Origin of the sequence: Actinoplanes sp. NBRC 101535 (assembly GCF_030269225.1) — a bacterium.
GTDB lineage: Bacteria > Actinomycetota > Actinomycetes > Mycobacteriales > Micromonosporaceae > Actinoplanes > Actinoplanes rectilineatus.
In genome coordinates this window covers 152,455-177,236 of record NZ_BSSY01000009.1, presented here as the reverse complement: position 1 = coordinate 177,236, position 24,782 = coordinate 152,455, and the positions used below count along the sequence as shown (strand labels likewise).

At 69.7% G+C, this 24,782-nt stretch carries 27 protein-coding genes; 20 read left to right on the top strand and 7 right to left on the bottom strand.

Annotation, left to right across the window (positions count from 1 at the left end; genetic code table 11):
• The first annotated feature begins 36 nt into the window (after positions 1-36).
• Positions 37-2,592: a bifunctional acetate--CoA ligase family protein/GNAT family N-acetyltransferase gene (locus tag QSK32_RS25220; protein WP_285473351.1), complete on the top strand. Its 2,556-nt coding sequence runs from the start codon at positions 37-39 to the stop codon at positions 2,590-2,592.
• Positions 2,593-2,632: 40 nt separating this feature from the next.
• On the opposite strand, the gene sigB is transcribed toward QSK32_RS25220, so the two are convergent.
• Positions 2,633-3,586 (bottom strand): RNA polymerase sigma factor SigB, encoded by a 954-nt coding sequence (sigB, locus tag QSK32_RS25215; protein WP_285473350.1) that lies wholly within the window; start codon positions 3,584-3,586, stop codon positions 2,633-2,635.
• A gap of 269 nt (positions 3,587-3,855) precedes the next feature.
• On the opposite strand from sigB, the gene QSK32_RS25210 reads away from it, so the two are divergent.
• Positions 3,856-4,644: a sporulation protein gene (locus QSK32_RS25210; protein WP_285473349.1), complete on the top strand. Its 789-nt coding sequence runs from the start codon at positions 3,856-3,858 to the stop codon at positions 4,642-4,644.
• A 12-nt stretch (positions 4,645-4,656) separates the two neighbouring features.
• On the opposite strand, the gene dtd is transcribed toward QSK32_RS25210, so the two are convergent.
• Complete coding sequence (gene dtd / locus QSK32_RS25205; protein ID WP_285473348.1) at positions 4,657-5,079, bottom strand: D-aminoacyl-tRNA deacylase; 423 nt, start codon at positions 5,077-5,079, stop codon at positions 4,657-4,659.
• Between the two features lie 318 nt (positions 5,080-5,397).
• On the opposite strand from dtd, the gene QSK32_RS25200 reads away from it, so the two are divergent.
• The 11 genes from QSK32_RS25200 to QSK32_RS25150 are packed head-to-tail and all read left to right on the top strand — an operon-like array spanning position 5,398 to position 16,288.
• Positions 5,398-7,350, top strand: a complete 1,953-nt coding sequence (locus tag QSK32_RS25200) for a methyl-accepting chemotaxis protein (RefSeq protein ID WP_045747932.1) — start codon at positions 5,398-5,400, stop codon at positions 7,348-7,350.
• A 22-nt stretch (positions 7,351-7,372) separates the two neighbouring features.
• Positions 7,373-8,953, top strand: coding sequence for a chemotaxis protein CheW (locus QSK32_RS25195; RefSeq protein ID WP_045747933.1), 1,581 nt, complete (start codon positions 7,373-7,375; stop codon positions 8,951-8,953).
• A gap of 12 nt (positions 8,954-8,965) precedes the next feature.
• Positions 8,966-10,027 (top strand): chemotaxis-specific protein-glutamate methyltransferase CheB, encoded by a 1,062-nt coding sequence (cheB, locus tag QSK32_RS25190; RefSeq protein WP_083449712.1) that lies wholly within the window; start codon positions 8,966-8,968, stop codon positions 10,025-10,027.
• Positions 10,028-10,051: 24 nt separating this feature from the next.
• Entirely contained in the window at positions 10,052-10,675 is a 624-nt protein-coding gene (locus QSK32_RS25185) for a HEAT repeat domain-containing protein (RefSeq protein ID WP_285473347.1), read from the top strand.
• On the top strand, positions 10,675-11,538 hold the full coding sequence (locus tag QSK32_RS25180; protein WP_045747935.1) for a CheR family methyltransferase: 864 nt from the start codon (positions 10,675-10,677) through the stop codon (positions 11,536-11,538). Before QSK32_RS25185 ends, QSK32_RS25180 begins: the two co-directional genes overlap by 1 nt.
• Positions 11,538-11,939 carry a response regulator gene (locus tag QSK32_RS25175; RefSeq protein ID WP_045747936.1) on the top strand — a complete coding sequence of 134 codons (402 nt, stop codon included), beginning with the start codon at positions 11,538-11,540 and terminating at the stop codon, positions 11,937-11,939. Before QSK32_RS25180 ends, QSK32_RS25175 begins: the two co-directional genes overlap by 1 nt.
• Positions 11,936-14,290 carry a chemotaxis protein CheA gene (locus tag QSK32_RS25170; RefSeq protein ID WP_285473346.1) on the top strand — a complete coding sequence of 785 codons (2,355 nt, stop codon included), beginning with the start codon at positions 11,936-11,938 and terminating at the stop codon, positions 14,288-14,290. The genes QSK32_RS25175 and QSK32_RS25170 overlap by 4 nt, the downstream gene beginning before the upstream one ends.
• Positions 14,271-14,546 carry a hypothetical protein gene (locus tag QSK32_RS25165; RefSeq protein ID WP_045747938.1) on the top strand — a complete coding sequence of 92 codons (276 nt, stop codon included), beginning with the start codon at positions 14,271-14,273 and terminating at the stop codon, positions 14,544-14,546. The genes QSK32_RS25170 and QSK32_RS25165 overlap by 20 nt, the downstream gene beginning before the upstream one ends.
• The gene (locus QSK32_RS25160; RefSeq protein WP_045747939.1) at positions 14,543-14,914 is read left to right on the top strand and encodes a response regulator; all 372 of its coding nucleotides are present in this window, start codon (positions 14,543-14,545) and stop codon (positions 14,912-14,914) included. Before QSK32_RS25165 ends, QSK32_RS25160 begins: the two co-directional genes overlap by 4 nt.
• A gap of 26 nt (positions 14,915-14,940) precedes the next feature.
• Positions 14,941-15,984 carry a methyl-accepting chemotaxis protein gene (locus QSK32_RS25155; RefSeq protein WP_045747940.1) on the top strand — a complete coding sequence of 348 codons (1,044 nt, stop codon included), beginning with the start codon at positions 14,941-14,943 and terminating at the stop codon, positions 15,982-15,984.
• Positions 15,985-16,015: 31 nt separating this feature from the next.
• Positions 16,016-16,288, top strand: coding sequence for a hypothetical protein (locus QSK32_RS25150; RefSeq protein ID WP_045747941.1), 273 nt, complete (start codon positions 16,016-16,018; stop codon positions 16,286-16,288).
• A gap of 46 nt (positions 16,289-16,334) precedes the next feature.
• Here QSK32_RS25150 and QSK32_RS25145 read toward each other — a convergent pair whose 3' ends face one another.
• Positions 16,335-16,532 (bottom strand): antitoxin VbhA family protein, encoded by a 198-nt coding sequence (locus QSK32_RS25145; protein WP_285473345.1) that lies wholly within the window; start codon positions 16,530-16,532, stop codon positions 16,335-16,337.
• 62 nt (positions 16,533-16,594) lie between these two features.
• Positions 16,595-17,215: an NYN domain-containing protein gene (locus QSK32_RS25140; RefSeq protein WP_285473344.1), complete on the bottom strand. Its 621-nt coding sequence runs from the start codon at positions 17,213-17,215 to the stop codon at positions 16,595-16,597.
• A gap of 355 nt (positions 17,216-17,570) precedes the next feature.
• Here QSK32_RS25140 and QSK32_RS25135 point away from each other — a divergent pair, with 355 nt between their 5' ends.
• Positions 17,571-18,149, top strand: a complete 579-nt coding sequence (locus QSK32_RS25135) for an HhH-GPD-type base excision DNA repair protein (RefSeq protein WP_285473343.1) — start codon at positions 17,571-17,573, stop codon at positions 18,147-18,149.
• Positions 18,150-18,216: 67 nt separating this feature from the next.
• Complete coding sequence (locus QSK32_RS25130; RefSeq protein WP_045747945.1) at positions 18,217-18,603, top strand: DUF3099 domain-containing protein; 387 nt, start codon at positions 18,217-18,219, stop codon at positions 18,601-18,603.
• Positions 18,604-18,605: 2 nt separating this feature from the next.
• On the opposite strand, the gene QSK32_RS25125 is transcribed toward QSK32_RS25130, so the two are convergent.
• Both QSK32_RS25125 and QSK32_RS25120 read right to left on the bottom strand, forming a co-directional pair.
• Entirely contained in the window at positions 18,606-19,484 is an 879-nt protein-coding gene (locus QSK32_RS25125) for a carbohydrate kinase family protein (RefSeq protein WP_285473342.1), read from the bottom strand.
• 16 nt (positions 19,485-19,500) lie between these two features.
• The gene (locus QSK32_RS25120) at positions 19,501-20,451 is read right to left on the bottom strand and encodes a pseudouridine-5'-phosphate glycosidase (RefSeq protein WP_045747947.1); all 951 of its coding nucleotides are present in this window, start codon (positions 20,449-20,451) and stop codon (positions 19,501-19,503) included.
• A gap of 133 nt (positions 20,452-20,584) precedes the next feature.
• Between QSK32_RS25120 and QSK32_RS25115 the strand changes: the two genes are divergently transcribed.
• The 5 genes from QSK32_RS25115 (at position 20,585) to QSK32_RS25095 (ending at position 24,263) form a co-directional block, all read left to right on the top strand.
• Positions 20,585-20,809 carry a DUF3039 domain-containing protein gene (locus tag QSK32_RS25115; RefSeq protein ID WP_083449714.1) on the top strand — a complete coding sequence of 75 codons (225 nt, stop codon included), beginning with the start codon at positions 20,585-20,587 and terminating at the stop codon, positions 20,807-20,809.
• A gap of 7 nt (positions 20,810-20,816) precedes the next feature.
• Positions 20,817-21,431 (top strand): trimeric intracellular cation channel family protein, encoded by a 615-nt coding sequence (locus QSK32_RS25110; protein ID WP_045747949.1) that lies wholly within the window; start codon positions 20,817-20,819, stop codon positions 21,429-21,431.
• A 162-nt stretch (positions 21,432-21,593) separates the two neighbouring features.
• Positions 21,594-23,261, top strand: a complete 1,668-nt coding sequence (locus tag QSK32_RS25105; protein ID WP_425394695.1) for a DEAD/DEAH box helicase family protein — start codon at positions 21,594-21,596, stop codon at positions 23,259-23,261.
• Positions 23,262-23,526: 265 nt separating this feature from the next.
• Positions 23,527-24,027, top strand: coding sequence for a hypothetical protein (locus tag QSK32_RS25100; protein WP_285473341.1), 501 nt, complete (start codon positions 23,527-23,529; stop codon positions 24,025-24,027).
• A complete protein-coding gene (locus tag QSK32_RS25095; protein ID WP_045747952.1) occupies positions 24,027-24,263 on the top strand; it encodes a helix-turn-helix transcriptional regulator in 237 nt (78 codons plus the stop codon). The genes QSK32_RS25100 and QSK32_RS25095 overlap by 1 nt, the downstream gene beginning before the upstream one ends.
• 114 nt (positions 24,264-24,377) lie before the next feature.
• Here QSK32_RS25095 and QSK32_RS25090 read toward each other — a convergent pair whose 3' ends face one another.
• On the bottom strand, positions 24,378-24,620 hold the full coding sequence (locus QSK32_RS25090; protein WP_045747956.1) for a DUF7455 domain-containing protein: 243 nt from the start codon (positions 24,618-24,620) through the stop codon (positions 24,378-24,380).
• Positions 24,621-24,782 lie beyond the last annotated feature (162 nt).

The following is a 24,782-nucleotide window of genomic DNA, read 5'->3' as shown; positions in this document are numbered from 1 at the left end:
GAAGAGCGCAGAAGACGCAGCGAAGCGTCGAAGGAGGTGGGCGCGGTGAAGCGCAGCGCCGACGTGCTGCTCGCTGATGGCAGCACCGTGCACCTGCGGCAGATCCGTCCCGAGGACGCACCGGCCATCGTGGAGTTCCACTCCCGGATGAGCGACCGCACCCGCTACCTCAGGTACTTCTCGCCCTATCCGCGCATTCCGGAACGCGATCTGCTGCGTTTCGTCAATGTGGATCACCGGGACCGCGAGGCGTTCGTGACCGTCTCGGACGGCCGGATCACCTCGGTCGGCCGTTACGAGCGGCTCGGCTGGGATTCCCCGGAGGCCGAGGTCGCCTTCGTCGTCGAGGACGCGCATCAGGGCCGGGGCATCGGTTCGGTGCTGCTGGAACATCTGGCCGAGGCGGCCCGGGAGTGCGGCCTCACCCGCTTCGTCGCCGAGGTGCTCCCGGAGAACAGCGGCATGCTGCGGGTCTTCGGCGACTCCGGCTACCAGGTGCATCGACGGTACGCGGACGGTGTGGTGCATCTGAGTTTCCCGATCGCCCCGACCGAGCGGTCGCGGGAGGTGCAGGAGTCGCGGGAGCATCTGACCGAGGCCCGTTCGATCGCCCGGCTGCTGTCGCCGCGGGGTGTCGCCGTCTACGGCGCGAGCGCGAGTGGTCAGGGTGTCGGCGCGGCGATGCTCGGCAATCTGCGGGACGGTGGCTACACCGGTGAGCTCGTGCCGGTGCATCCCGCCGCGGACCGGGTCGCCGGGCTCACGGCGTACCGGAGGGCGGTGGATGCCGGAGTGGCTATCGACCTTGCCCTGATCGCCGTGCCCGCCCCCGCGGTGGCGGAGGCCGTGGCCGATGCCGCGCGTGCCGGGGCCGGTGGTGTCGTGATCGGTTCGGCCGGGTTCGCCGAGGTCGGTCCGGAGGGCGCGGCCCGGCAGCGGGATCTGATCGAGGCCGCGCACGTGCTGGGTCTGCGGGTGATCGGCCCGAGCAGTTTCGGGATCGCCAACACCGATCCGGAGGTGCGTCTCAACGTCACCATGGCGCCGCGTCTGCCGTCGGCGGGGCGGGTCGGTTTCTTCGCGCAGAGCGGCGCGCTCGGGGTGGCGCTGCTGGCCGAAGCCGATCGCCGGGGGCTGGGTCTGTCGAGTTTCGTCTCGGCCGGCAACCGGGCCGACGTGTCCGGAAACGATCTCCTGCAGTACTGGCAGGACGATCCCGGCACCGACATGGTGCTGCTCTACCTGGAGAGTTTCGGCAATCCGCGGAAGTTCGCCCGGCTGGCCCGCCGGATGAGCCGGGTCAAGCCGGTGGTCGCGGTGGCCTCGGCGACCCGCCCGCCGGGTCTGGCCGGTGACATGCCGGGTCCGGACGTGCATGCGGTGACCGCGCTGTTCGCCCGGTCCGGCGTGATCCGGGTGGACACCGTGCAGGAGATGTTCGACGTCGGCATGCTGCTGGCGCATCAGCCGCTGCCGTCCGGGCGCCGGGTGGCGGTGGTGGGCAACTCGTCCGCGCTGGCCGAACTGGCGGTGGTCGCCTGCCGGGCGGCCGGCCTGGTGATCGCCACCGGCTATCCGCACGACATCAGTCCGCTGGCCAGTGCCCATGACCTGGCCGACGCGCTCGCTGACGCGGCGGTCGACGACGGGGTGGACGCGCTGGTGGTCGTCTATGCGCCGCCGGTTCCGGGTCAGTTGTCGGAGGAGGACACCGACTTCGCCACCGCGCTGGCCAGTGTCGCCCTGGCCGGGGAGAAGCCTACGGTGGCCACGGTCGTTTTCGGTCAGGTGCCGCCACGCGTGCCGGCCTACCCCTCGGTCGAGGAGGCGGTCCGCGCCCTGTCCCGGGTGGTGACCTACGCCGAGTGGCTCCGGCGCCCGCCCGGCGTGCTGCCGACCCTGTCCGATGTGGATCACGCCGCGGCTGAGAGGGCCGAGACCGCGATCGATCTGTTGGCCGCCTATCGCATCCCGGTCGTGCCGTCGACGCTCGTCGACGACGAGGACGGTGCGGTCACCGCGGCGGCCGAGCTGGGATATCCGGTCGCGCTCAAGGCGGCGGGCGGGGGGTTGCGGCACCGGATCGACCTCGGCGCGGTGCGCCTCGCCCTCAAGGACCCTTCCGGGGTACGCGCTGCCTACCGCGAACTGGTCCGCGACTTCGGTCCGGGCGTCCTGGTGCAGACCATGGTCGCGCCCGGGGTGGCCTGTGTGGCCGAGGTCGTCGAGGATCCGGCGTTCGGTCCGGTCGTCGGCTTCGGGCTGGGTGGCGTGGCCAGCGAGTTGCTCGGCGACCTGGCCTGGCGCGCGGCCCCGCTGACCGACCGGGCGGCCGAGGCGCTCGTCGACGAGCCGCGCGCGGCCCCGCTGCTGCACGGTTACCGCGGGTCCACCCCGGTCGACCGGGCGGCCCTGATCGACCTGCTGCTGCGGGTGGGGCAGATCGCGGACCGGCATCCGCGGGTCCGTTCGCTGATCCTCAACCCGGTGCTGATGCGGCCGGACGGCTTCTCGGTGCTGCACGCGGCCGTCGAGTTCGGTGACGCCGGCGTCCGCCCGGACACCGGCCCGCGCCGGCTGCGCAGCCCGTGAAAAAGCCCCCGGCTCACGACCGGGGGCTTTCCTACGAGGTTCAGGAGGCGTAGGCCTCGAGGCGGGAGGCCCGCTCCGGGTCGCGCAGCTTGAGCATCGTCACCTTCTCGATCTGGCGGATGCGCTCGCGGCTCAGACCGAACTCGCGGCCCACCTCGTCGAGGGTGCGCTGGCGGCCGTCGTCGAGGCCGAAGCGCAGCCGGATCACCGCGGACTCCCGCTCGGAGAGGGTGGACAGCACGATCTCCACCTCGCTGCGCAGTTCGCCCTGCGAGGCGCCCTCGCCGGGCTGGCTCGGGCCGGCCGCGGCGACGAAGTCACCGAGGGCGCTCTCGCCGTCCTCGCCGACCGCCTGGTCCAGGCTGACCGGCTCCCGGTCGTACGAGATGAGCTCGATGACCTGGAACTCCGGCACGTCCATCGCCTTGGCGATCTCGCTGATGCCGGGTTCGCGGCCGAGGGCGGCGGCCAGGTCGCGGCGGCAGCGGACCATCCGGTTGACCTGCTCGACCATGTGCACCGGGATGCGGATGGTGCGGGCCTGGTCGGCCATGGCGCGGGTGATGGCCTGGCGGATCCACCAGGTGGCGTACGTGGAGAACTTGTAGCCCTTGGTGTAGTCGAACTTCTCGACGGCGCGGATCAGGCCGAGGTTGCCCTCCTGGATCAGGTCCAGGAACGCCATGCCGCGTCCGGTGTACCGCTTGGCGATGCTCACCACGAGCCGCAGGTTGGCCTCGAGCAGGTGGTTCTTGGCGGACTTGCCCTCTGCGGCGATCACCCGCAGCAGGGGCGCCAGGTCGGCGTCGGCGGTCGGCAGCTTCTCCTCGGCGAACAGGCCGGCCTCGATGCGCTTGGAGAGTGTCACCTCCTCGACCGCGGTGAGCAGCCGGGTCCGGCCGATGCCGTTCAGGTACGCACGGACCAGGTCGGCCGAGACGCCACGCTCGTCGGTGGCGTCCAGGTCGGCCATGGGCTCGACTTCGTCGGTCATGCTGTCCTCAACCACCGTCATGGACTCCGACGCCTTCATCTCCAGGACCACTTGAGTCCCCTCCCCGCGAGTAACGTCTCGTGCGTACCGTCACTTCCGTGCCGGTGAAGCAAGCTTCGTCGCAGGGGCGTTAAGCGGAGGTGAGGCCGGCGTCCAGGTGGCATGAATCAGGGAGAACCCTGACGACGCAAACGGCGACATCCCGGGCGTTCGCCCCATACGGGCGCTTGCCGTACGCCGATAATGTGCTTGGCCGAGGAGGGATCGTCGTGGTCTTCAAGCGGATGTTGCAGGCTCTGGGTGTCGGTGGGCCGTCCGTCGACACGGTGTTGTCGAACCCGAACACACACCCGGGCGGATTTCTGGAGGGTCAGGTCCACGTGGTCGGTGGCGAGCACGCCGTCGACATCGAATACCTGGCGATCGGCCTGATGACCCGGGTCGAGGTGGAGAGCGGCGACAGTGAATACCAGACGAACCAGGAGTTCCACCGGCAACGGTTGACCGGTTCGTTCCGTCTCGAGGCGGGCGCCCGGCACGACGTGCCGTTCCGGTTCGAGGTGCCCTGGCAGACCCCGATCACCGAGGTGTACGGGCAGCACCTGCACGGCATGACGATGGGCATGTCCACCGAACTCGAGGTGGCCCGCGCGGTGGACAAATCCGACCTGGACGCGGTGGTGGTGCACCCGTTGCCGGCCCAGGAGCGCATCCTCGAGGCCCTGCTGCGTCTCGGGTTCCGCTTCCACAGGGCGGATGTCGAGAAGGGCCGGGTCTACGGCGTGGAGCAGCAGCTCCCGTTCTACCAGGAGATCGAGTTCTACCCGCCCGCGCAGTATGCGAGCGGCATCAACCAGCTTGAGCTGACCTTCCTGCCCACCGCGCACAAACTGCAGGTGGTGCTGGAGCTGGACAAGCGCGGCGGGCTGTTCATCGAGGGGCACGACGCGTTCGGCAGCTTCGACGTCGACTACGCCACCGCCGACCAGGTCGACTGGACGAGCCGGCTGGACCAGTGGATGCGTCAGGCGGCGCAGCGGCGCGGCCTGTTCTTCTAGGGATCCGGTCTTCTAGAGCTCCAGCAGGACCGTGCGCGGTCCGACATTCACGCTCTCGACCAGCATGTGCGTCCGGAAGCGGCCGGTCTCCACGGTCGCTCCCCGGGCGCGCAGCGCCTCCACATATGCCGTGACCAGCGGCTCGGCCACCTCGGCGGGCGCCGCCGCGTTCCAGGTGGGCCGCCGTCCCTTGCGCGCGTCGCCGTAGAGGGTGAACTGGCTGACCACCAACAGCGGCGCATTGTCGTCCGCGGCGGACCGGTCGCCGTCGAGGATCCGCAGCTCCCACGTCTTGCGAGCCAGGTCGGCGGCCTTCGCCGCGGTGTCGTCGTGGGTGATCCCGACGAGCACCAGCAACCCGTCCTTGATCTCTCCGACGGTGTCGTCGTCGACGCGTACGCTCGCCCGGCTGACCGTCTGAACCAGTGCGCGCATCGTTCTCCCGCCGTCCTCACGCCGTGGTCGTCACGGCGCGTCCGACCGTATCCGAGGGCGGCCGGTGCTCGTACCCGAGGGCTGCCCTGTCTTTCTCCGAGGTCCGGCAGCGCGGGCCGGCGATGGATCCCGACCCGGCGAAATCAATCGGAATAGCCGAATACCTCCTCGTGGGAGTGCTGGTCGATGCCACGATTTGGCTGGTCGGATGGGGCACGTCGACCACTTTCTCCGGCGATGACCGGACGGCGTGCCCCCGATCGCGGCGACCTGATCCCTCTCGCGCCGGATCGACCGGACTCTGATGGGAGACCACCCATGCCCCTCACCAGCACCTCCACCGGGCGTGCAGCCGACTCCCGTTCGGCCCGCCCCGCCGCGTCGTCCCGTCCGGTGCGTACGGGAGGCGGAACGCCCCGGGCCGGCGACACCGACGCGACCCGCCGCCAGGCCCGGTCGGTGGCCAAGCAGCAGCAGGCAGCCGAACGGATCGCCACCGCCACCGCCGAGATCTCCGCGCAGAACGCCCAGGCGTCGGAGGCCTCCCGTCAGCTCTCCGAGTCGATGCAGCAGATCGCGGCCGGCGCCGAGGAGTCGTCGGGCGCGACGCAGCAGAGCCTGGCCGCGATGAACCAGATCGAGGAGCGGGTCAACCGGCAGCAGCAGACCACCCGTCAGGTGGCCGAGGTCTGCCAGGTCCTGCAGAACTCGCTCAACGAGGCCCGGATCGGGATCAACAACCTGCTCACCAACGTCGACAGTGCGTCGGCCCGGCAGAGCGCCTCGGTGTCCACCATCTCCGAACTGGAGAAGCAGGCCGACGAGATCGGCGAGATCGTCAAGACGGTCGCGCACATCGCCGACCAGACCAACCTGCTCGCCCTGAACGCCGCGATCGAGGCGGCCCGGGCCCGTCAGCACGGCAAGGGTTTCGCGGTGGTGGCCGACGAGGTCCGCACGCTCGCCGAGACCAGTGAGCGCAGCGCCCGGCAGATCCGCGACCTGATCGACGAGGTGCGCAACAGCGTCACCGACATCGCCGGGGCGGTGCAGGCGTCCGCGGAGGCGGCCCGCAGCGAGGCGGAGAAGGGCAAGACCATCAACTCGCAGTTGGAGATGATGCGCGCCGACATGGGCTCGATCATGGCCGGGGCGACGGAGATGGCCGAGACCGCGGAGCAGGCCCAGCGGTCGGCGAGCAACGCCAAGCAGTACTCCGAGGAGATCGCCGCGGCGGCCGAGCAACAGTCCGCGGCCTGCGAGGAATCACTGCAGACGGTGGCCCAGCAGACACAGGCGCTGAACCAGAGCGAGCAGGCCGCCGAGTCGCTGGCCGAGGTCGCCGAGTCGCTGCGCAACAGCACCGACATCGCCAAGAGCGCGGAGGACGTGGCCTCGGCCGCCGAGGAGCTCTCCGCCGCGGTGGAGGAGATCAACCGAGCGGCCGGCCAGATCAACGTCGCGATCAACGAGATCAACGCCGGGTCCCGTACCGCTGCGCAGAAATGCCGGCAGACCACTGACGCGGTGACCCAGATCGAGCAGGGCGCCCAGCTCTCGGCGAAGCGCGGCGAGGCGGCGGTGGATCGTTCCGACGCGATCCTGGAACTGCTCGTCACGAACCGGGAACAGGTCGGCTCGATGATCGAGGCGATCGGCACCGCGGCCCGGGAGGGCACCGAGAACGTCCGCAAGGTCACCGAGCTGGAGCAGATCTCCCGCCGGATCGACAAGATCGTCGACGCCATCGCGAACGTCTCGATCCAGACCAACATGCTGGCGGTGAACGGCTCCGTCGAGTCGGCCCGGGCCGGCGAGTTCGGCAAGGGCTTCGCGGTCGTCTCCACCGACATCCGCAACCTGGCCCGGGACTCGGCGGACAACGCGGACCGGATCAAGGACCTGGTCAAGTCGGTGCAGGACCGGATCGGCGAGGTTCGCAGCGATCTGGAGGAGACCAGCCGGCTCTCGCTGGCCGAGGCCGAGTCGGCGAAGACCACCACCGCCCGCCTGGAGGAGATCGAACGCGACATGCAACAGGTGCGCGGCGGCAACCAGGAGGTCCGGGAAGGGGCCAAGCAGATCGCCGGCTCACTTGCCGAGATCCGCAGCGGCCTGGATCAGATCTCCTCGTCGGCGAACGAGGCGGAGCAGCTGGCGGCCCAGTCCGCGACGGCGGCCCGGGAACAGGCGCAGGGCGCCGAAGAGCTCGCGGCCGCGGTCGAGGAGATCGCCGCGCTCGCCGACGAGCTGCAGAACAACGCGGCCTGACCGGACGGGGAGGGTACGACGCATGGACACCGACGAGGACCTCGCCGCCGCAGGGCCCGAGGAGAACGACAGCGCCGACTACGTCACGTTCACCATGGCGGGGGAGCGGTACGCCTTCCCGATGCGCCGGGTCCAGGAGATCATCCGGATGCCCTCGGTGGTCAAGGTGCCGCTCGGCCCACCGTCGCTGGAGGGCCTGGCCAACCTGCGTGGCCGGGTGCTGCCCGTGGTCAACCTGCGGACCTGCTGCGGGATGCCGCAGGCCGAGCACGACGAGCAGACGAGGGTGATCGTGGTCGACGGCGGTGTGCCGCTCGGCTTCGTGGTCGACCTGGTGGCGAGCGTGGTCAGCATCGATCCGCAGAGCATGGAGGCGGCCGAGTCGGTGCAGGCCACGGTCCGCTCCGACGTCCTGGTCGGGGTGATCAAGGACGACGACGGGGCGATGACCACGGTGCTCGACGTGGACCGGCTGATCGGCAGCCAGTTCTCCCGGCTCACCGACAAGCGGTTCGGTCGCGACGGTTCGGCCACCGCCCGGATGCCCGCCGAGGTCGAGGACGACCTGGACGGGGAGTCGGACGACACCCTGGAACTGGTCAGCTTCGCGGTCGAGGGCCAGGAGTACGCCCTGCCGATCGACCAGGTGCAGGAGATCGTCCAGGCGCCCGAGTCGGTCAGCCACATCCCGAACGCCGGCAACCGGGTCCTCGGCGTGATCGACCTGCGCGGCCGGCTGCTGCCGGTGGTGAGCATGCGCCGGGTCTTCGGGCTGCCGGTGACCCCGCTGGAACCGCAGAACCGGATCGTCGTGTGTTCCATCGACGGTGGTGTGGTCGGCGTCGTGATGGACACCGTCCGGGAGGTGCTGCGGGTCCCGCACCAGCTGGTCGCCCCGCTGCCGCCGGTGGTCGCGGGTGAGGGGCGCAAGACCGAGGTGGAGTCGGTGTGCCGTCTCGAGGACGGCAGACGACTGGTCTCGGTGCTGAACGTGAACCGGATGTTCGATTCGCCCGAGGTCCGCGACGAGATCGCCGAATACCAGGAGGACCAGCCGGAGATGATCGAGGAACGGGGCCGGGACGCCGACGACGGGCGTGGCGACGAGGAGCTGTTCGTGGTGTTCCGCCTCGACGACGAGGAGTACGCCGTCGACGTCGACACCGTCCAGGAGATCATCCGGGTGCCCGAGGCGCTGATCCGCGTGCCGAAGTCGTACGACTTCGTGGAAGGCCTGGTGAATCTGCGCGGGACCGTGCTGCCGGTGGTCGACCTGCGGACCCGGCTGGGACTCGGCCGGACCGAGCGCGACGAACGCCAGCGGATCGTGGTGCTGATCATCGGTGGGGTCCGGACCGGCTTCATCGTCGACTCGGTCGCCGAGGTGGCCCGGGTCGGGCGCAACGTCCTCGAGCCGGCTCCGGAACTCTCCGCGGAACAGGCCCGGGTGGTGTCCCGGGTGGCCAACCTGCCGGACCAGCAGCGCATGCTTCTGCTCGTACAGGTGGATCAGCTCCTGGCGGCGAACCAGGCGGCCGATGCCGCCGAACTGTGCGAAACCGTGTGTGAGACCGCCGCCGACGAGGCGCTGGTCGGCGTCTGATCGGAGGCTCCGGTGGCAGCCACCTCTGTCCTGATCGTCGACGACTCGGCCCTCATGCGCCGGGCGCTCAAGGGGATCCTCGCCGACGGCGGCTTCGACGTGCACACCGCTCGCAACGGTGTCGACGCGTTGGAGCAACTCGGCCGGATCCAGCCGGACGTGGTGACCCTCGACGTCAACATGCCGGAGATGGACGGCCTGACCTGCCTGGCCCAGATCATGGACCAGCAGCCCACACCGGTCGTGATGGTCTCCTCACTGACCGACCACAACGCGCTCGTCACGCTGGAGGCGCTGGAACTGGGCGCGGTCGACTACGTCCCCAAACCGGGCGGAACCGTCTCGCTCAACATCGACGACGTCGCCGTCGAACTGGTGAGCAAGGTCCGGGAGGCCGCCTCGGCCCGCCTCAAGCGGGCCGGGGGGCTGTCCGACCGGGTCCGGCAGCAGACCCGCAGGAGCGCCGCGGCCCCACCACGCCGGGAGGTCAGCGCGGTCGGCGCGGTCGACCTGGTCCTGATCGGCTCGTCCACCGGCGGCCCGGCGCTGCTCTCCGACCTGCTGCCGCAGCTGCCGGCCGGCCTCGGCGCCCCGGTGGTGCTGGCCCAGCACATCCCGGCGTCGTTCACCGCGGCCCTGGCCCGGCGCCTCGACGAGGTCTGCGCGTTGCGGGTGCACGAGGTGGACCGCGTGATGAACGTGCAGCGCGGCAACATCTACATCGGCCGGGGCGGGGCGGACGTCGTGGTGGCCCGCCGCACCGACGGCCTGATCGTGAAGAGCGTGCCGTCCGGGGCCGAGTACCGCTGGCATCCGAGCGTGGACCGGATGGTGGCCTCGGCCCGCCGCTACCTCGACCCGCAGCGGTTGGTCTGCGTCCTGCTGACCGGCATGGGCGACGACGGCGCCGCCGAGATGTGCCTGGTCAAGGAGGGTGGTGGCCGGACCATCGCCGAGGCGGAGGAGACCGCCGTGGTCTGGGGCATGCCCGGTGAACTGTCCCGAAGGGGCGGGGCCAGCGTGGTGCTGCCCTCGTACGAGATCGCCCACCGGCTCGCCGACTGGGTTCGCTGAGTTCGTCGAGGAAGGGTGATCACGATGGGACTCGTCCGGAAGCAGGCACCGCAGGCGCCCGAGGAGGTGTCGCCGGAACAACCGGCGGCCGAGGCGCTGATGCGCCAGCTGGACGACCCGGATCCGGAGGTACGCCGGGAGGCCGCCCTGGCGCTGGACGGGGTGACCGAGGCGGTGCACGCCCTGTTGATCCGGGCCACGGTGGAGACCGAGTCCCGGGTCCGGGACGCCGTGCTCACCACCCTCGCGGTGCACGACACCGAGGAGGTGGCCGGGGCGCTCGCCGTACACCTGGCCAGCGACGACCCCGGTCTGCGGACCGCCGTCGCGGAGGCGCTGGCCACCATGCCGAGGTCGACGCCGTCCCTGATCCCGGACCTGCTCGCCGCCCCCGACCACGACATCCGGGTGATGACCGCGATGGTCCTGGCCGACCTGCCGCACCCCGAGGCGAAGACCTGGCTGGTCCGGATGATCGCCGAGGACAGCCATCCGAACGTGGTGACCGCCGCGATCGACGCGCTGCTCCCGGTGGCCACCTCCGAGCACGCCGACGTGCTGGAGGAGGCGGTGCACCGCTTCCCCGGCGACCCGTTCCTGCGCTTCACGGTTCAGACGGCGGTCTCCCGCCTGGTCGGTACCGCGTGATGGCCACCGCCACGGCCGGCCTGTCCGACCCGGACTTCGCGCGGTTCTGCGAGTACTTCTACAAGCGCACCGGCATCCACTTCACGTCGGCCAAGCGCTACTTCGTCGACAAGCGGATCGAGACGTGCATCCGCGAGTCGGAGTACGACACGTTCGCCAGCTGGTTCTCGGCGCTGCGGATGAACGACCGGTCCTCGATGCTGCAGGGCCTGATCAACCAGCTCACCGTCAACGAGACGTACTTCCTGCGCGAGGACTACCAGTTCGACGCGATGCTCAGCACGGTGCTGCCGGGCGTCCTGGCCGACCGCGGCGGGGTGAACCGGATCGTCGGACCGGTCAAGATCCTCTCGCTGCCCTGCTCGACCGGGGAGGAGCCGTACTCGATCGCGTTGCGGCTCCTGGAGGAGTGGGACCAGATCGACCACGTGGACGTCGAGATCCACGGCGCGGACATCGACAGCGAGGTGCTCGCCAAGGCGGCCCAGGCCAGCTACGGCGAACGGTCCCTGCAACGGGTGCCCAAGTCCTGGCTGAACAAGCACTTCGTCGCCGCCGGCGCCGGGCGGTACCAGGTCGAGGACGGCATCCGCAGCGCCGTCACGCTGCACCGGGTGAACATCTGCGACACCCTCTCGATGCGGGCGTTCCGCGACTTCGACGTCATCTTCTGCCGCAACGTCCTGATCTATTTCGACGAGCTGTCCAGCCGGCGGGCGGCCGAGAACCTGTACGGCGCGCTGCGTCCCGGCGGATACCTCTTCCTCGGTCATTCCGAGTCGATGAGCCGGATCTCGCCGATCTTCACGCCGGCCCGCCTGCCGGAGGGCATCGTCTACCAGCGACCGACCGGAGCGAAGTGATGACCTCGGATACCGCGACCAGACCCAGGGTCCTCGTCGTCGACGACGCCGCCACGGTACGGATGTACCACACCAGCCTGCTCGCCGAGGGCGGCTTCCAGGTGGACGAGGCGGCGAACGGGCTGGAGGCCGTCGAAGCGGCGATGACCACCGCGTACGACCTGTTCGTCGTGGACGTGAACATGCCCAAGATGAACGGGTACGCCTGCGTCGAGGCGCTGCGGTCGGCGACCGTCGGCACCCCGGCGCCGGTGGTGATGATCAGCACCGAGGACCGGCCGGGTGACGCGGACCTGGCGTACCGGGCCGGGGCGAACCTCTACCTGGTCAAACCGGTGGCGGGCGACCGGCTGGTCCGGATCGCCGGGATGCTCACCGCACAGAGGGGCGTCCCGGCATGAACCCGCTGCTCTCCCAGTTCCTCGCCGAGGCCAACGACCTGCTCGCCCAGGTCGACGAGGGCCTGCTCCAACTGGAGCAGCGGCCCGGCGACGCGGAACTGGTCAACGAGGTCTTCCGGGGCGCGCACACCTTCAAGGGCTCGTCCGGCCTGTTCGACTTCCCGGAACTGACCCGCCTGACCCACGCCGCCGAAGACCTTCTCGACGCGGTACGCGCCGGCAAACTGGCCCTGGACTCCGGCATGGTGGACGACCTGCTGGCCGCGTTCGACCTGATCCGCGGCTGGCTGGCGCACGTCACCGCCCACGAACGCCTACCCGTCGGCGCGGGCACCGACGCCGCCCTGCTGATCACCAAGCTGCGCGCCCCGATCGGCGGCGAACCGGTCAGCGTCGCCGCCCACGCCGCCGCGGTCCCGCCGCGGGTGGTCGACGCCGCCCCCGAATGGCTCGCCTGGTTCGACGCCGACTGGCTGAGCACGACCGCGGCGTGGCTGGAGACCACCTCGTCGACCATGCGTTTCCTCTGGTACACCCCGGACACGGACTGCTTCTTCCGTGCCGAGGACCCGCTGCACCTGGTCCGGCAGGTGCCGGCCCTGGAACACCTCGGCGCGGTCCGCCCCCAGCAGTGGCCGCCGGTCGACGACTACGACGAGTACGCCTGCCTGATCTCGTTCGTGTTCGCCACCCGGGCCGCGGTCGGCGAACTGGAGTACCTCTTCCGGTACGTCCAGGACCAGGTCCAGGTCGTCGAACTGGACGCCGACGCGATCACCCGGCACCTGCGCGGCGAACCGCCGTTGAAAGCCGAGGAGCCGGTGCACGTGGCGGTCACCGAGGTGGCCGACAGCGAGATCGCCGCCGACGCCCGGGCCGTGCTCAGCGCCGCCCAGCGCTCGCTCGAACTGCGCCCCGACGACGAGGCGGTCCACCTGCGCTCGGTCTGCCACGCGGTCTCCGCCGCGGCGTACGCGCTGGGTGTCCCGACCGTCCTGACGGACGCCGCCCGCCCGGCGATCCTGGCTGCCATCGAACGACTGCTCGCCGAGGCGGCCCCCGCACCGGTGATGCCGCTGACCCCGTCGGGTGCCCCGGCCACCACCGCGGCGCCGGCGGAGGCCCCGGTCGCCCGGGCCGACGACCCGAACGGCCAGGTCGGCACCAAGGTCCTGAAGGTGGACCAGGAGAAGGTCGACCGGCTGATGGAGCTGGTCGGCGAACTCAACGTGGCGAAGAACGGCCTGACCTTCCTCGCCGACGCGGCCGAGGAGGAATTCGGCAGCCGGGTGCTCAGCCGGCGGATCAAGGACCAGTACTCCGGCATGCACCGGATCGCCGAGGAACTCCAGGCCGCGGTGATGGACGTCCGGATGCTCCCGCTGTCGGTGGCCTTCAACCGGTTCCCGCGCCTGGTCCGCGACCTCAGCCGGCGCCTCGGCAAGACCATCGAACTGGTCACCGAGGGCGAGGACACGATGGCGGACAAGGACGTCATCGAGGCGCTCGGCGACCCGCTGGTACACCTGGTCCGCAACAGCCTCGACCACGGCATCGAAACCCCCGACCAGCGGCTGGCGGCCGGCAAACCGGGCTCCGCGAAGCTGACCCTGGCCGCGGTGGCGGACGGCGACGCGGTCATCGTCGAAGTGTCCGACGACGGGTGCGGCATCGACCCGGAACGGGTCAAACGCAAGGCGTACGAGAAAGGGCTCATCAGCGAGGAAGAGCTGGAGACGATGTCCGACGTCGAAGCCGTCGACCTGGTCTTCCGGGCCGGCTTCTCCACCGCCGACCAGGTGTCCGACCTCTCCGGCCGGGGCGTCGGCATGGACGCGGTCCGCGCCAGCGTCGAGAAGCTCGGCGGGACCGTGACCATGCGGTCGCGACTCGGCCACGGCACCACCACCCGGCTGCGCCTGCCGCTGTCCATGGCCGTCACCCAGGTGATGGTGGTCAGCGTCGCGGGTCAGAGGTTCGGGATTCCGGTCGATCTGGTGGTCGAGACGGTACGCGTCCCGGCCGCCGAGATGGGCCGGGTACTGCACCAGGAGGTGGTCGTGATGCGCGGCGAGGTGATCCCCGTGATCGACCTGGCCCGTGCCCTCGACATGCCCTGGTCCCCGGAGGACCCCACCGACCGCCGGATCCTCGTGGTCAGCGTCAACGGCCAGCGGGTCGGGCTGCTCGTCGAACAGTTCCACCGCGAGGTCGACGTGATCCTCAAACCGATGGAAGGACTGCTGGCGTACGCGGACGAGTTCTCCGGAACGGCTCTGCTCGGCGACGGCCTGGTCCTGCTCGTACTCAACATGAAGGAGGTGCTCGGCCTTGCCGCTCGAGTTGCATGACGACAGCGCCACACTCGCCGGCGTCGTGTCGGTCGACGAGGTCGAGCAGTTGGTCGGTTGGCTGCGGGCCGCTCGCCGGCCCCGGGTGAGCCTGCGCAGGTGCAGTCACCTGCACACCGGCGCGCTTCAGGCCCTCATGCTCTTCCGGCCGAAGATCTCGTCAGCACCGACCGACGCCTTCCTGGCATCGCAGGTGCTTCCGCTGCTCACCGGGGGCAGCGGCCAGGCCAGCCGACAAGGAAGTGATCCGCCATGACCACCGTCATGCTCGTCGACGACTCCGCCACCATGCTCATGAGCCTCAAATCCATCCTCACCAAGGCCGGGTACCAGGTCGAGACCGCGGGCCACGGCAAAGAGGCGCTGGAGAAGCTCAGCAAAGGGGTCAAACCCAACCTGATCATCAGTGATGTGAACATGCCCCAGATGGACGGGATCACCTTCGCCCGCGAGGCGCGCAAGGCCCCCGGCATGCGGTTCACTCCGATCCTCATGCTCACCACAGAGTCGGAACAGACCAAACGCACCGAGGCGAAGAACGCCGGCGCCACCGGCTGGCTGGTCAAACCGGTCGGACCGGAGCAGTTGCTCGGCGTCATCAAGCAGGTGCTGCCGGGGGCCTGACCGCTCATGAGTTACGGAGGTATCGCATGCCCAGCCTTCTCCGCCGAGCCGCAACGGCTCCGACCGGGGAGACGAAGCAGGTGAGCGGGGACGTCGTGGCCGACGCACTGGCGCCGATCCCGCCGTACTGCGACGTGATCGACGCCCACGTGCGCGACGTCATCGAGCAGACCGGCGACGCCGCCCAGGCGATCGTCGAACAGCTCCTCAAAGTCGACCAGCTCGCGGAGGTGATGGCCGGCGACGTCTCCCAGCTCGCCGGCACGCTCACCCGCACCGAACACGAACTGACCCGGGTCAGCTCCTCCAACGAGGAACTCCTCGGCAAGCTGATCTCCTACTTCCTGTACCGCGACCACCAGATCCGCGCGCTCGTCGACCAGATGCGCGAACTCAACCAGCACGTCGCCCAGATCGAGGAGGTCAGCCGGGCCACCAACATCCTCGCCCTGAACGCGATGATCGAAGCCGTCCGCGCCGGAGACGCCGGCGAGGGCTTCTCGGTCGTCGCCGACGAGGTGCGCAAACTCGCCCACCGCTCGGCGGAGGCCGCCCAGGGCATCGGCAGCAGCATCGCCGACCTGACCGCCAAACTGGACGCGGTCCTCTCCGACGACAGCCAGTTCGACCGGGCCGAGGACGTACCCGAGATGAACCAGGACACCGCGATGACCCGGCGCCTGGGCGGCATCGCCGACGCGCAGCGGGAGATGTCGGAGATGGTCGGCGGGGTCCTCAAGGACACCGTGAGCGCCGCGGACCAGGTGCAGCGAAGCTCGAACGCGCTCAGCGTGGAGACCACCGGCGCGGTCGGGCACATCCAGTTCCAGGACATCAGCCGCCAGATGCTGGAACACGTCGGCCACGCGGTCGCCGACGTGCGCCGCCAGGCCGAGAGCACCAGCGCGTACGCCCACGGCGACCTCACCGAGGAGGCACTGCGCCAGAATTCCATCAACGTGGAGGACCTGCGGACCCAGCACGTCATGTCCCGTCAGCGGGCCACCCACGCCGCGCAGACCGGCACGAAGGACGCCGCGGGCACCGAACCGCTCATCGAACTCTTCTGACCCACCGACAGCATCAGCGAGAGGCGCCACGATGGCTCGCCACGACGACATCGGCCACGACGTGCCGACCGAGCAGGACGCGGTGGAAGCCCTCGCCGACCTGATCGGCGCGGAGATGGCCGAAGGACTCTGGGGACTCGCCGTCCAGGCGCTCGGCATGCAACGCCCGGTCAGTTCCCCCACCGACCTGCGCAGAGTCGCCGAACACGTGATGGAGGTGGGCGAGTTGAGCCGCGTCGCCGGCCGCTCCCTGAAGGTCCGCATCATCACGTACGAGGCCCTGGCCCGCACTCTCCAGACCTGACCCCCGGTGTGCCGTCACCCGGCACCGGGAAAGGTCATCGTGGGCGTCACGTGGTGCGGTGGTAGGCCGACAGCATCGCCTCCATCCGGTCCGCGGTGATGCGGCCCTTTGCGAAGAGGCCGGCCAGTGCGGTGGCGATCGAGGAGGGCTCCAGGCCCTCGGCCCGGATCGACCCGGCGACGTCGTCGACCGCACGCTCACGTTCGCCGCGCAGGTACATCGTTGCGGGTCGCGCGGATGCCACCGGTGGCGCTGCCGTCGAGCCTGGTGTGCGCCTCTGGTGTAGCCGTCGGGTGGCCGGCGTCATCATCGCCAATGACCCGGCCGGTTGACGACCGTTCCGTCGATGGTCTTGATGATGTCGGGCAAGAGGTGGCGTTCGGGGACTTTGTCGTAGATCTGCAGCGTGGAATCCGCGGCCTGCTTGAGCGTCACGCTGCTCCGTTTCGGAGGGAAGACGGCAACAAGACGTTTGTCGGGAGCGATGCGGCGGACGGACCTGATCGCCGGCGCCATGTCGCTGTCGCCCGAAACGATCAAGGCATGATCGAAAACGTTCACGGCGGCGTCCTCGACGATCTGAACCGCCAGACTGACATCGGACTCCTTCTCTTCGTAGGAGATCCAGGAATGGCCGCAATCGCGGCACCGCATTTGCTTGGATTGAAAGCGGCCGACGTGCAGGCGAGTGCTGGCGCAGTGTGCTCTCAGCGCGTCCAGGTACGTTTGTTGATGTTGCCGGCTCGGGCCCTGCACCAGGGCCGTGAAGTAGTGAACGACCGAGAGTTCCTGATCGGCTCGCAGCAGGGATCCGAGGAGGCTTTCCATGTTCAGCCAGAGGCTGCGCCTTCCTCGTGCGTCATGCATGCCGTTGTAGAGGTTGAAGCCGTCCACATATGCGGCGACCTTCACGATGGCCTGACTCACTGCTCATCCCCGTGTCCTGGTGGACATCCACCTGGGGAACCGGCTAGCATCGGGACATACCCCGCCGGCTGAGCCGGTCAGACGGCCCGCTTTCGGCGGGCCGTTTCCTTTTGGGTGATGTGCGTTGCTTGCCGATTCGCGGGCTCGTTCGACGAGTGGCCGACTCGGAACCGCGCCTCTCGGAACTGCGCCCTTCGAATGGATCTTACGCCCGTAAGGGTACTTATTCACTATCTGTACCACAAGGTGCGCCTAATGGTCATGTGGGCGATATGAGGGATTTTCTTATTCGGGTTGTCGTGTCCGAGGCGCCGGTCGGTGTCCTGCCCCGACAACGGGATAGCAAGATGAGCGCATGACGTTCACGCTTCCCATTCCCGCCGAGGCCAACGCGCTGCTCGACCGGGACCCGCTCGCCGTGCTGATCGGCATCACGCTGGACCAGCAGGTGACCATGGAGAAGGCGTTCACCTCGCCCTGGGTGCTGGCCGAGCGGCTCGGGCACGCGCCCACCGCGACCGAGATCGCCGAGTTCGACCCGGAGGCGCTGCTGGCGATCTTCTCGACGCCGCCGGCGCTGCACCGGTTCCCCAAGGCGATGGCGTCCCGGGTTCAGGAGGTCTGCCGGGTGCTGGTCGACGAGTACGACGGGGATCCGGCGGCGCTCTGGACGACCGCGGCGACCGGCGCCGAGCTCTACCGGCGGATCCTGGCGCTGCCCGGGTTCGGCAAGCAGAAGGCGCAGATCTTCGTCGCCCTGCTCGGCAAGATCTGCGACGTGCGGCCGGACGGCTGGCGGGAGGCGGCCGGCGGTTACGGCGGCGAGGACGCCTACAAGTCTGTCGCGGACATCACCGACGACGAGTCGCTGGTCAAGGTGCGAGCCTACAAGAAGCAGGTCAAGGCGGAGGCGAAAGCGGCCAAGGAGGCGTAGGTCCCGGACCCGCTGGGCATGTCGGCCCGGGCGGTGGGAGGATGACGGGGTCGATCGGAGACCTCGCGTGAAACAGCATCCGGTGTTGATCACCGACGCGGCTCGCAGCCAGGACGATCAGCTTCGCGGCCGGCAGATTCGTTACGTGACGATGATGGCGGCGCGGGCGCTCTGCCTCATCCTCGGTGCCGTCCTGGTCAGCCTGCAGGTGCCGTTGCTCCCGCTCTGGCTGGTGCTCTGCGGCGTGGGCATGGTCTGCCTGCCCTGGGCGGCGGTGCTGATCGCCAACGACCGTCCGCCCAAGACCAAGGCCGAGCGGGCCGCCGACCTGGCCGCCCGGGAGGACTACCGGCGGGCCCTCATCCTGGAGAACCAGGCTCAGGCCACGCCGGAGTTCGTCACCATCGACGCCGAGGTCGTCGAGGAACCCGAAGCGCGGAAGCACACCGCCTAGAGCTACGGGCGGGCGCCGATCCGTCCGACGGCCAGGGCGCCCAGTTCGGCGCCGGCGGTGAGGGCCGCTTCCGGTCCGCGACCGGACAACCATGCGGTGAGCAGGCCCGCCGCGAAGGCGTCACCCGCGCCGGTCGGATCCTTCATGGGTACGCGAGAAGCCGCCCCCGACCAGGACGACCCGTCCCGTCCACACCACAGGGCGCCGCCCGCCCCCTGCTTGACCACCGCGTTACGCACGTGCGCCGTCAGCCGGCCGCCCTGCTCGTCCGCCGTGCCCGGCCCGGCCAGCACGTCCGCCTCGTCCGCGTTGCACAGCAGCACGTCGGTGTCGCGTACCCAGGAAAGGAAGGCCTGTGCACCGGCGTCCCGCAGCGGTCCCGCCGAGGCCGCGTCGACGCTGACCGTGAGGCCGTGCCGTGCGGCGGCTGCCAGGGCCGCCAGGCCGGCCGGACGTGACCCGTCGTGCAGCAGCGGATAGCCGGACAGGTGCACGTGGCTGCCCGCCGGAGCGCCGGCCAGCACCGAGGTCACGTGCTCCGGGTCGAGCAGCAGCGAGGCTCCCCGGTCGGTGATCATCGTGCGTTCGGTGGCGCCGGTCAGCACGACCACGCTGCCGGTGGCCGCGCCGGTGCGCACCTGGACGGCGCAGCGGACACCGCCGGACTCCAGTTCGGCGATCCGCTGGCGCCCGGCCAGGTCGTCGCCGACCGCGGAGACCAGCGTCACGGCCTGGCCGCTGTGTGCCAGCCAGGCCGCGGTGTTCGCCGCCTGGCCGCCGCCGGTGACCCGGATCGCCGCCTCGGTGTCCGACCCGTAGCGCACCGGCCCGTCGTGTTCGACGAGCACGTCGGTGACCAGGTCACCGACCACGATGATCATGGCCGGGGCCCGGAGGTCACGCCGGGACGCCGAAGCCGACCGGGGCGGCCGCGCCGGTGCTCGCCGCCGCGGCGATCCGGGCCGCCAGCGCCGAGTTGCGCAGGATGATCCGGATGTTGACCTCGAGGCTCTTGCCCTCGGTGCTGGAGTGGAAGTGCGACAGCAGGAACGGGGTGACCGCCTTGCCGGTGACGTTCTGCTCGGCCAGCAGGCTCAGGCCCGAGGCCAGGGTCCGGTCGTGCAGGTCCACGTCGAGCTGCTCGTCGACCGGCAGCGGGTTGGCCAGGACCAGCGCACCCTCGGTGACGTTCTGCTCGGCGCGGGCCTTGATGAAGTCGGCGACCTGCTGCTCGGAGTCGAGCGCCCAGTCGATGTCGAAGCCGCCGTCGGTGATGAAGAAGCCGGGGAACCGCTTGGTCTGGAAACCGGCGACGGAGACGCCGAGGGTCTCCAGGCGTTCCAGGGTCGCGCCCACGTCGAGGATCGACTTCACGCCGGCGCAGACCACGACGATCGGGGTGCGTCCCAGTTCGGTGAGGTCGGCGGACTCGTCGAAGGTGACGTTCGCCTCCCGGTGCACGCCGCCGAGGCCGCCGGTGGCGAACACGCCGATGCCCGCGGACGCCGCGATGGCGCTGGTGGCGGCCACCGTGGTGGCGCCGTCGGCCCGCCGGGCGGACGCGATGGCCAGGTCCCGGACGGAGAGCTTGGCGACGTCCGGGGCGAGCGCCAGGTGTTCGATCTGGGCGTCGTCGAGGCCGACGACCACCTGACCGCCGATCATGCCGATGGTGGCGGGAACGGCCCCGTTGTCCCGGACGGTCTGCTCGATCTCCCGGGCGACCCGCAGGTTGTCCGGGTGCGGCAGCCCGTGCGAGATGATCGTGCTTTCCAGGGCCACCACCGGCCGGCCGTCCCGCTGGGCGCGGGCCACGTGCTCGCCGAATCGAATCGCAAAGTCAGTCACGATCAGTACCGTACGGTGCCGGGACGTCGCCTTGTCGTTGGACCGACCACGCGTGAGCTGTCAGACTTGTCGGCTGGAGCCTTGCTCCACCCGTTGCCTCGAAACCCGCCTCAAACCCCACGCTGAAGGGCAGATACCCGTGAGCACCCAGATCCTGGAGCGTCCCGAGACCAAGGACGCCGACACCGGTCCGGAGATGTTCCACTACGTCCGCAAAGAGAAGATCGCCGAGAGCGCGGTCATGGGCACGTTCGTCGTGGCTCTCTGCGGGGAGAAGTTCCCGGTGACCAAGACGCCGAAGCCCGGTTCCCCGGTCTGCCCGGCGTGCAAGGAGATCTACGAATCGATGATGGCCTGATCCGGTCGTGACGGGCGGATACGGACTGCTCGTCGCGGATCTGATCGGTGTGGCGGTGTTCGCCGCCTCCGGCGCCTCGGCCGCCGTCGCGAAGCGCCTCGACATCTTCGGGGTGGCGTTCGTCGGCTTCGCGGCCGCGCTCGGCGGTGGGATCCTTCGCGACCTCGTGATCGGCTCGGTGCCACCCCTCGCGTTCGCCGACTGGCGGTATGCGGTGACCGCCGTGCTGGCCTCGGTCGCGGTCTTCCGGCTTCATCCGAGACTCCATCGGGTACGCCGTACCGTCCTGCTGCTGGACGCCGCAGGCCTCGGCCTGTTCACCGTGACCGGCACGCTCAAGGCGCTCGACGCCGGCGTGCCGGCGGTCGGTGCCTGTCTTGTGGGCATGCTCACGGCGATCGGCGGTGGCCTGACCCGCGACCTGCTCACCGGCGAGATCCCGGTGGTCCTGCAACGTGAGATCTATGCGATGGCGGCTCTGTTCGGAGCCGCGCTGGTAACGGTTATGTACCGGCTCGACCTGCATGGCCTGTTCCCTCTGATCATGGCTGCGTCCCTGGTCACAGGCGTACGCCTGCTCGCGCTCTATCGGCGTTGGTCGCCTCCGGTGGCCGTGCCGTAACACGCGAACGGCGGTCGTCCGCCGCTATGCTGGAACCCGCCTCCGCGCCCTGACGCCGCGGAGGTTTTTCCGTGGAATGGATGAAGGGATCACCGCAGCTTGAGCCCGCCACTGCCGAACCTGGAGATCTTCCCGCCGCTGCGGGACTGGCAGCGCAAGGCGATGGTGACGTACCTTCGCCGCCGCTCCGAGGACTTCATGGCGGTGGCGACCCCGGGGGCCGGCAAGACCACCTTCGCCCTGCGGATCGCGGCCGAGATGCTGGTCGACGGCACCTGCGACGCGGTCACCGTGGTCTGCCCCACCGAGCACCTGAAGACCCAGTGGGCGCAGGCCGCGTCCCGGGTCGGCATCCAGCTCGACCCGAAGTTCCGCAACTCCGACGTGCACTCGTCGAACGACTTCCACGGCGCGGTACTGACGTACGCGCAGGTGGGTATGGCGCCGGCGGTGCACAAGCGGCGCACCCTGACGAAGCGCACGTTCGTGATCCTCGACGAGATCCACCACGCCGGTGACTCGCGCAGCTGGGGCGACGGGGTCAAGGACGCCTTCGAGCCGGCTGAACGCCGCCTGCTGCTGACCGGGACCCCGTTCCGGTCGGACGAGAACCCGATCCCCTTCGTCTACTACGAGCGTGGCCAGGACGGCGTCCAGCGGTCCAAGTCCGACTCGGTGTACGGGTACGGCGACGCTCTCCGCGACGGCGTCGTGCGGCCGGTGCTGTTCATGGCGTACTCGGGGGAGACCCGCTGGCGGACCAACGCCGGTGACGAGTTGGCCGCCCGGCTCGGCGACCCGATGACCAAGGATCTGGTCGCGCAGGCGTGGCGGACCGCCCTGGACTACCGCGGTGAGTGGATGCCGCAGGTGCTGCGGGCCGCCGACGCCCGACTCACCAAGATCCGTGAGCACGGGATGCCGGACGCCGGTGGTCTGATCATCGCCAGCGACCAGACGGCCGCCCGGGCGTACGCGAAGATGGTCCACGACCTGACCGGCAGCTCGGCGACCGTGGTCCTCTCCGACGACGACGGCTCCTCCGGCCGGATCGCCTCGTTCGCCGCCTCCGACGACCGCTGGATGGTCGCGGTGCGGATGGTGTCCGAGGGTGTCGACATCCCGCGCCTGGCCGTCGGGGTCTACGCGACGAGCGCGTCCACCCCGCTCTACTTCGCCCAGGCGATCGGCCGTTTCGTGCGTGCCCGCCGGACGGGGGAGACCGCCACGGTCTTCCTGCCCAGCGTGCCGCACCTGCTCGGGCTGGCCAGCGAGATGGAGGCCCAGCGCAATCACGTGCTCGGCGCCCCCAAGGAGAAGGACGGGCTCGACGACGACGCCCTGGAACGGGCGCAGAAGGCCGAGGACGCGCTCGGTGACCTGGACAAGAAGTTCGAGTCGCTGTCCGCCACGGCCGAGCTGGACCAGGTCATCTACGACGGCACGTCGTTCGGCATGGCGGCCCGGACCGGCACGCCGGAGGAGGCGGACTATCTGGGTCTGCCCGGTCTGTTGACCCCCGACCAGGTGACCTCTCTGCTCAACAAGCGGCAGGCCGACCAGATGGCCAATCAGAAGCGGATCCAGCAGGAGCAGGCGAGGAACGCTCCGGAGAAGGTCGTGGAGCAGGTCATCCCGATGAGTGCGGGGGAGCGGCGCAACACGCTGCGACGTCAGCTCAACACCCTGGTCGCGGCGCATCACCACCGCACCAACCTGCCGCACGGCAAGATCCACGCCGAGTTGCGCCGGCTCTGTGGCGGCCCGCCGAGCGCGCAGGCCACGATCGAGCAGCTCGAGGAACGGATCGCGACCATCCAGACCATGTGAACACCGGGTGTGGTGTTTTCGGGCGTCCTGGACGCCTCAAGTCGCCACGCTGTGATCCGGTGTGGTGATTTCGGGCGCCCACGACGCCTCAAGTCACCACGCTGTGAACGGGTGTGGTGATTTCGGGCGCCTACGACGCCTCAAGTCACCACGCTGTGAACGGGTGTGGTGATTTCGGGCGCCTACGACGCCTCAAAGCACCACGCTCGGGCTCGCCGTGTAAAGCTGACTTGACGTTAAGAGGACTTGACGTCAGGATGGGTGCGTGGCGAGCACGATGATGGACCGTTTCGTTCGGTGGAACCTCGACTTCGACGGCGACCTCTACGGTGACGACGAGCGCGAACGCACCCGGTGGTATGAGGGCATAGCGACCGCGTCGCAGCTGCAGTCGATCCTGGTGCCGTGGGTCGCGGTCGCCCTGGTCTGGATCCTCGGCCGGCCGGCGGTCCTGCCGCTGGCTGTCGTGCTGGCGGCCCTGCTGGCGCCGATGGCGTTCACCTCGATCTACGTGTCGGCCCGTCGGGTCGAGGTGACGCCGCGGGCCTGGAGCGCCAAGCGCAAGCTGCTCGGCGTGCTGGCCGGTGCGCCCTACGTGGTGTTCATCATCAGCGCGTCGTACCGGATGGCCTGGCCGCAGGAGGACTCCTGGATCTCGATCATCATCGGGGCGGTGATCGGCGCGGCGATCGGCGCCGTGTTCCAGGCCTACGCCACCCGCAAGCGCAACCGGGCCGAGGCTGCCGTCTTCGCGGACGAGGACTGATGGCGCCGCCGGTGGGCCCGGTCCGCGCCCCGGAGCCGGGCGGCGCGGCGGGCGACCGGATCCGGGCGGCCCGCAAGACGGCCGGCCTGACCCAGCAGGGGCTGGCGGCGGCGGTCGAGGTGAGCCGTCAGACGATCATCTCGATGGAGACGGGGGACTACGCGCCCTCGGTCTACCTGGCGATCAAGGTCGCACGGGCGCTGGACACTCCGGTGGAGGCACTCTGGGGTCCGTGAGGTCCCCGTCGCTCCGAACGGTCCGCCAGAGCGGATCAGGACAGGCAGAAGGGGCGCCCCCTGGCTGGGGGCGCCCCTTCTTATGCGTCAGTCGGGGGACCGCTGCTTGGTTTGCTAGTTGGTGGAGTTCGACATCATGACCGCGCCGCGCCAGGTGAACTCCGGATCGGCCGCGTACTGTACCGCGATCTTCACCAGGTCCTCGGCGTACCGGTTGGCGTGGTGGCCGCAGAACACCAGTTCGCCGCCTCCAGCCAGGGTCAAACGGAGCTTCCCGGCTGCATTGCAGCGGTCGCACCGTTCATCGGCTGCTAGGCCCGCCAGGCTTCCCGCCGGCGGCGTGAGGGTCGGGGTCATCGCCTTCCTCCTCTGTTCGTCACCGATGAACATGTTCCTCGGCTACTGCTCACACATCGTGCAACACCCTGCACCGTTGCAGCCTTCCCAATGTGCCCCGGGGGGACCGGGGTCACACCGTTGGTTCTGGCTAGTGTGCCGTGATCCAAGGGTGCCACGTCA

Coding starts and splice junctions, on each gene's coding strand:
- sigB (WP_285473350.1), bottom strand. CDS start 3,586: ATGACCGACGAAGTCGAGCCCATGGCCGACCTGGACGCCACCGACGAG.
- dtd (WP_285473348.1), bottom strand. CDS start 5,079: ATGCGCGCACTGGTTCAGACGGTCAGCCGGGCGAGCGTACGCGTCGAC.
- QSK32_RS25200 (WP_045747932.1), top strand. CDS start 5,398: ATGCCCCTCACCAGCACCTCCACCGGGCGTGCAGCCGACTCCCGTTCG.
- QSK32_RS25195 (WP_045747933.1), top strand. CDS start 7,373: ATGGACACCGACGAGGACCTCGCCGCCGCAGGGCCCGAGGAGAACGAC.
- QSK32_RS25185 (WP_285473347.1), top strand. CDS start 10,052: ATGGGACTCGTCCGGAAGCAGGCACCGCAGGCGCCCGAGGAGGTGTCG.
- QSK32_RS25180 (WP_045747935.1), top strand. CDS start 10,675: ATGGCCACCGCCACGGCCGGCCTGTCCGACCCGGACTTCGCGCGGTTC.
- QSK32_RS25175 (WP_045747936.1), top strand. CDS start 11,538: ATGACCTCGGATACCGCGACCAGACCCAGGGTCCTCGTCGTCGACGAC.
- QSK32_RS25170 (WP_285473346.1), top strand. CDS start 11,936: ATGAACCCGCTGCTCTCCCAGTTCCTCGCCGAGGCCAACGACCTGCTC.
- QSK32_RS25160 (WP_045747939.1), top strand. CDS start 14,543: ATGACCACCGTCATGCTCGTCGACGACTCCGCCACCATGCTCATGAGC.
- QSK32_RS25155 (WP_045747940.1), top strand. CDS start 14,941: ATGCCCAGCCTTCTCCGCCGAGCCGCAACGGCTCCGACCGGGGAGACG.
- QSK32_RS25150 (WP_045747941.1), top strand. CDS start 16,016: ATGGCTCGCCACGACGACATCGGCCACGACGTGCCGACCGAGCAGGAC.
- QSK32_RS25135 (WP_285473343.1), top strand. CDS start 17,571: ATGACGTTCACGCTTCCCATTCCCGCCGAGGCCAACGCGCTGCTCGAC.
- QSK32_RS25125 (WP_285473342.1), bottom strand. CDS start 19,484: ATGATCATCGTGGTCGGTGACCTGGTCACCGACGTGCTCGTCGAACAC.
- QSK32_RS25105 (WP_425394695.1), top strand. CDS start 21,594: ATGGTGACGTACCTTCGCCGCCGCTCCGAGGACTTCATGGCGGTGGCG.
- QSK32_RS25095 (WP_045747952.1), top strand. CDS start 24,027: ATGGCGCCGCCGGTGGGCCCGGTCCGCGCCCCGGAGCCGGGCGGCGCG.
- QSK32_RS25090 (WP_045747956.1), bottom strand. CDS start 24,620: ATGACCCCGACCCTCACGCCGCCGGCGGGAAGCCTGGCGGGCCTAGCA.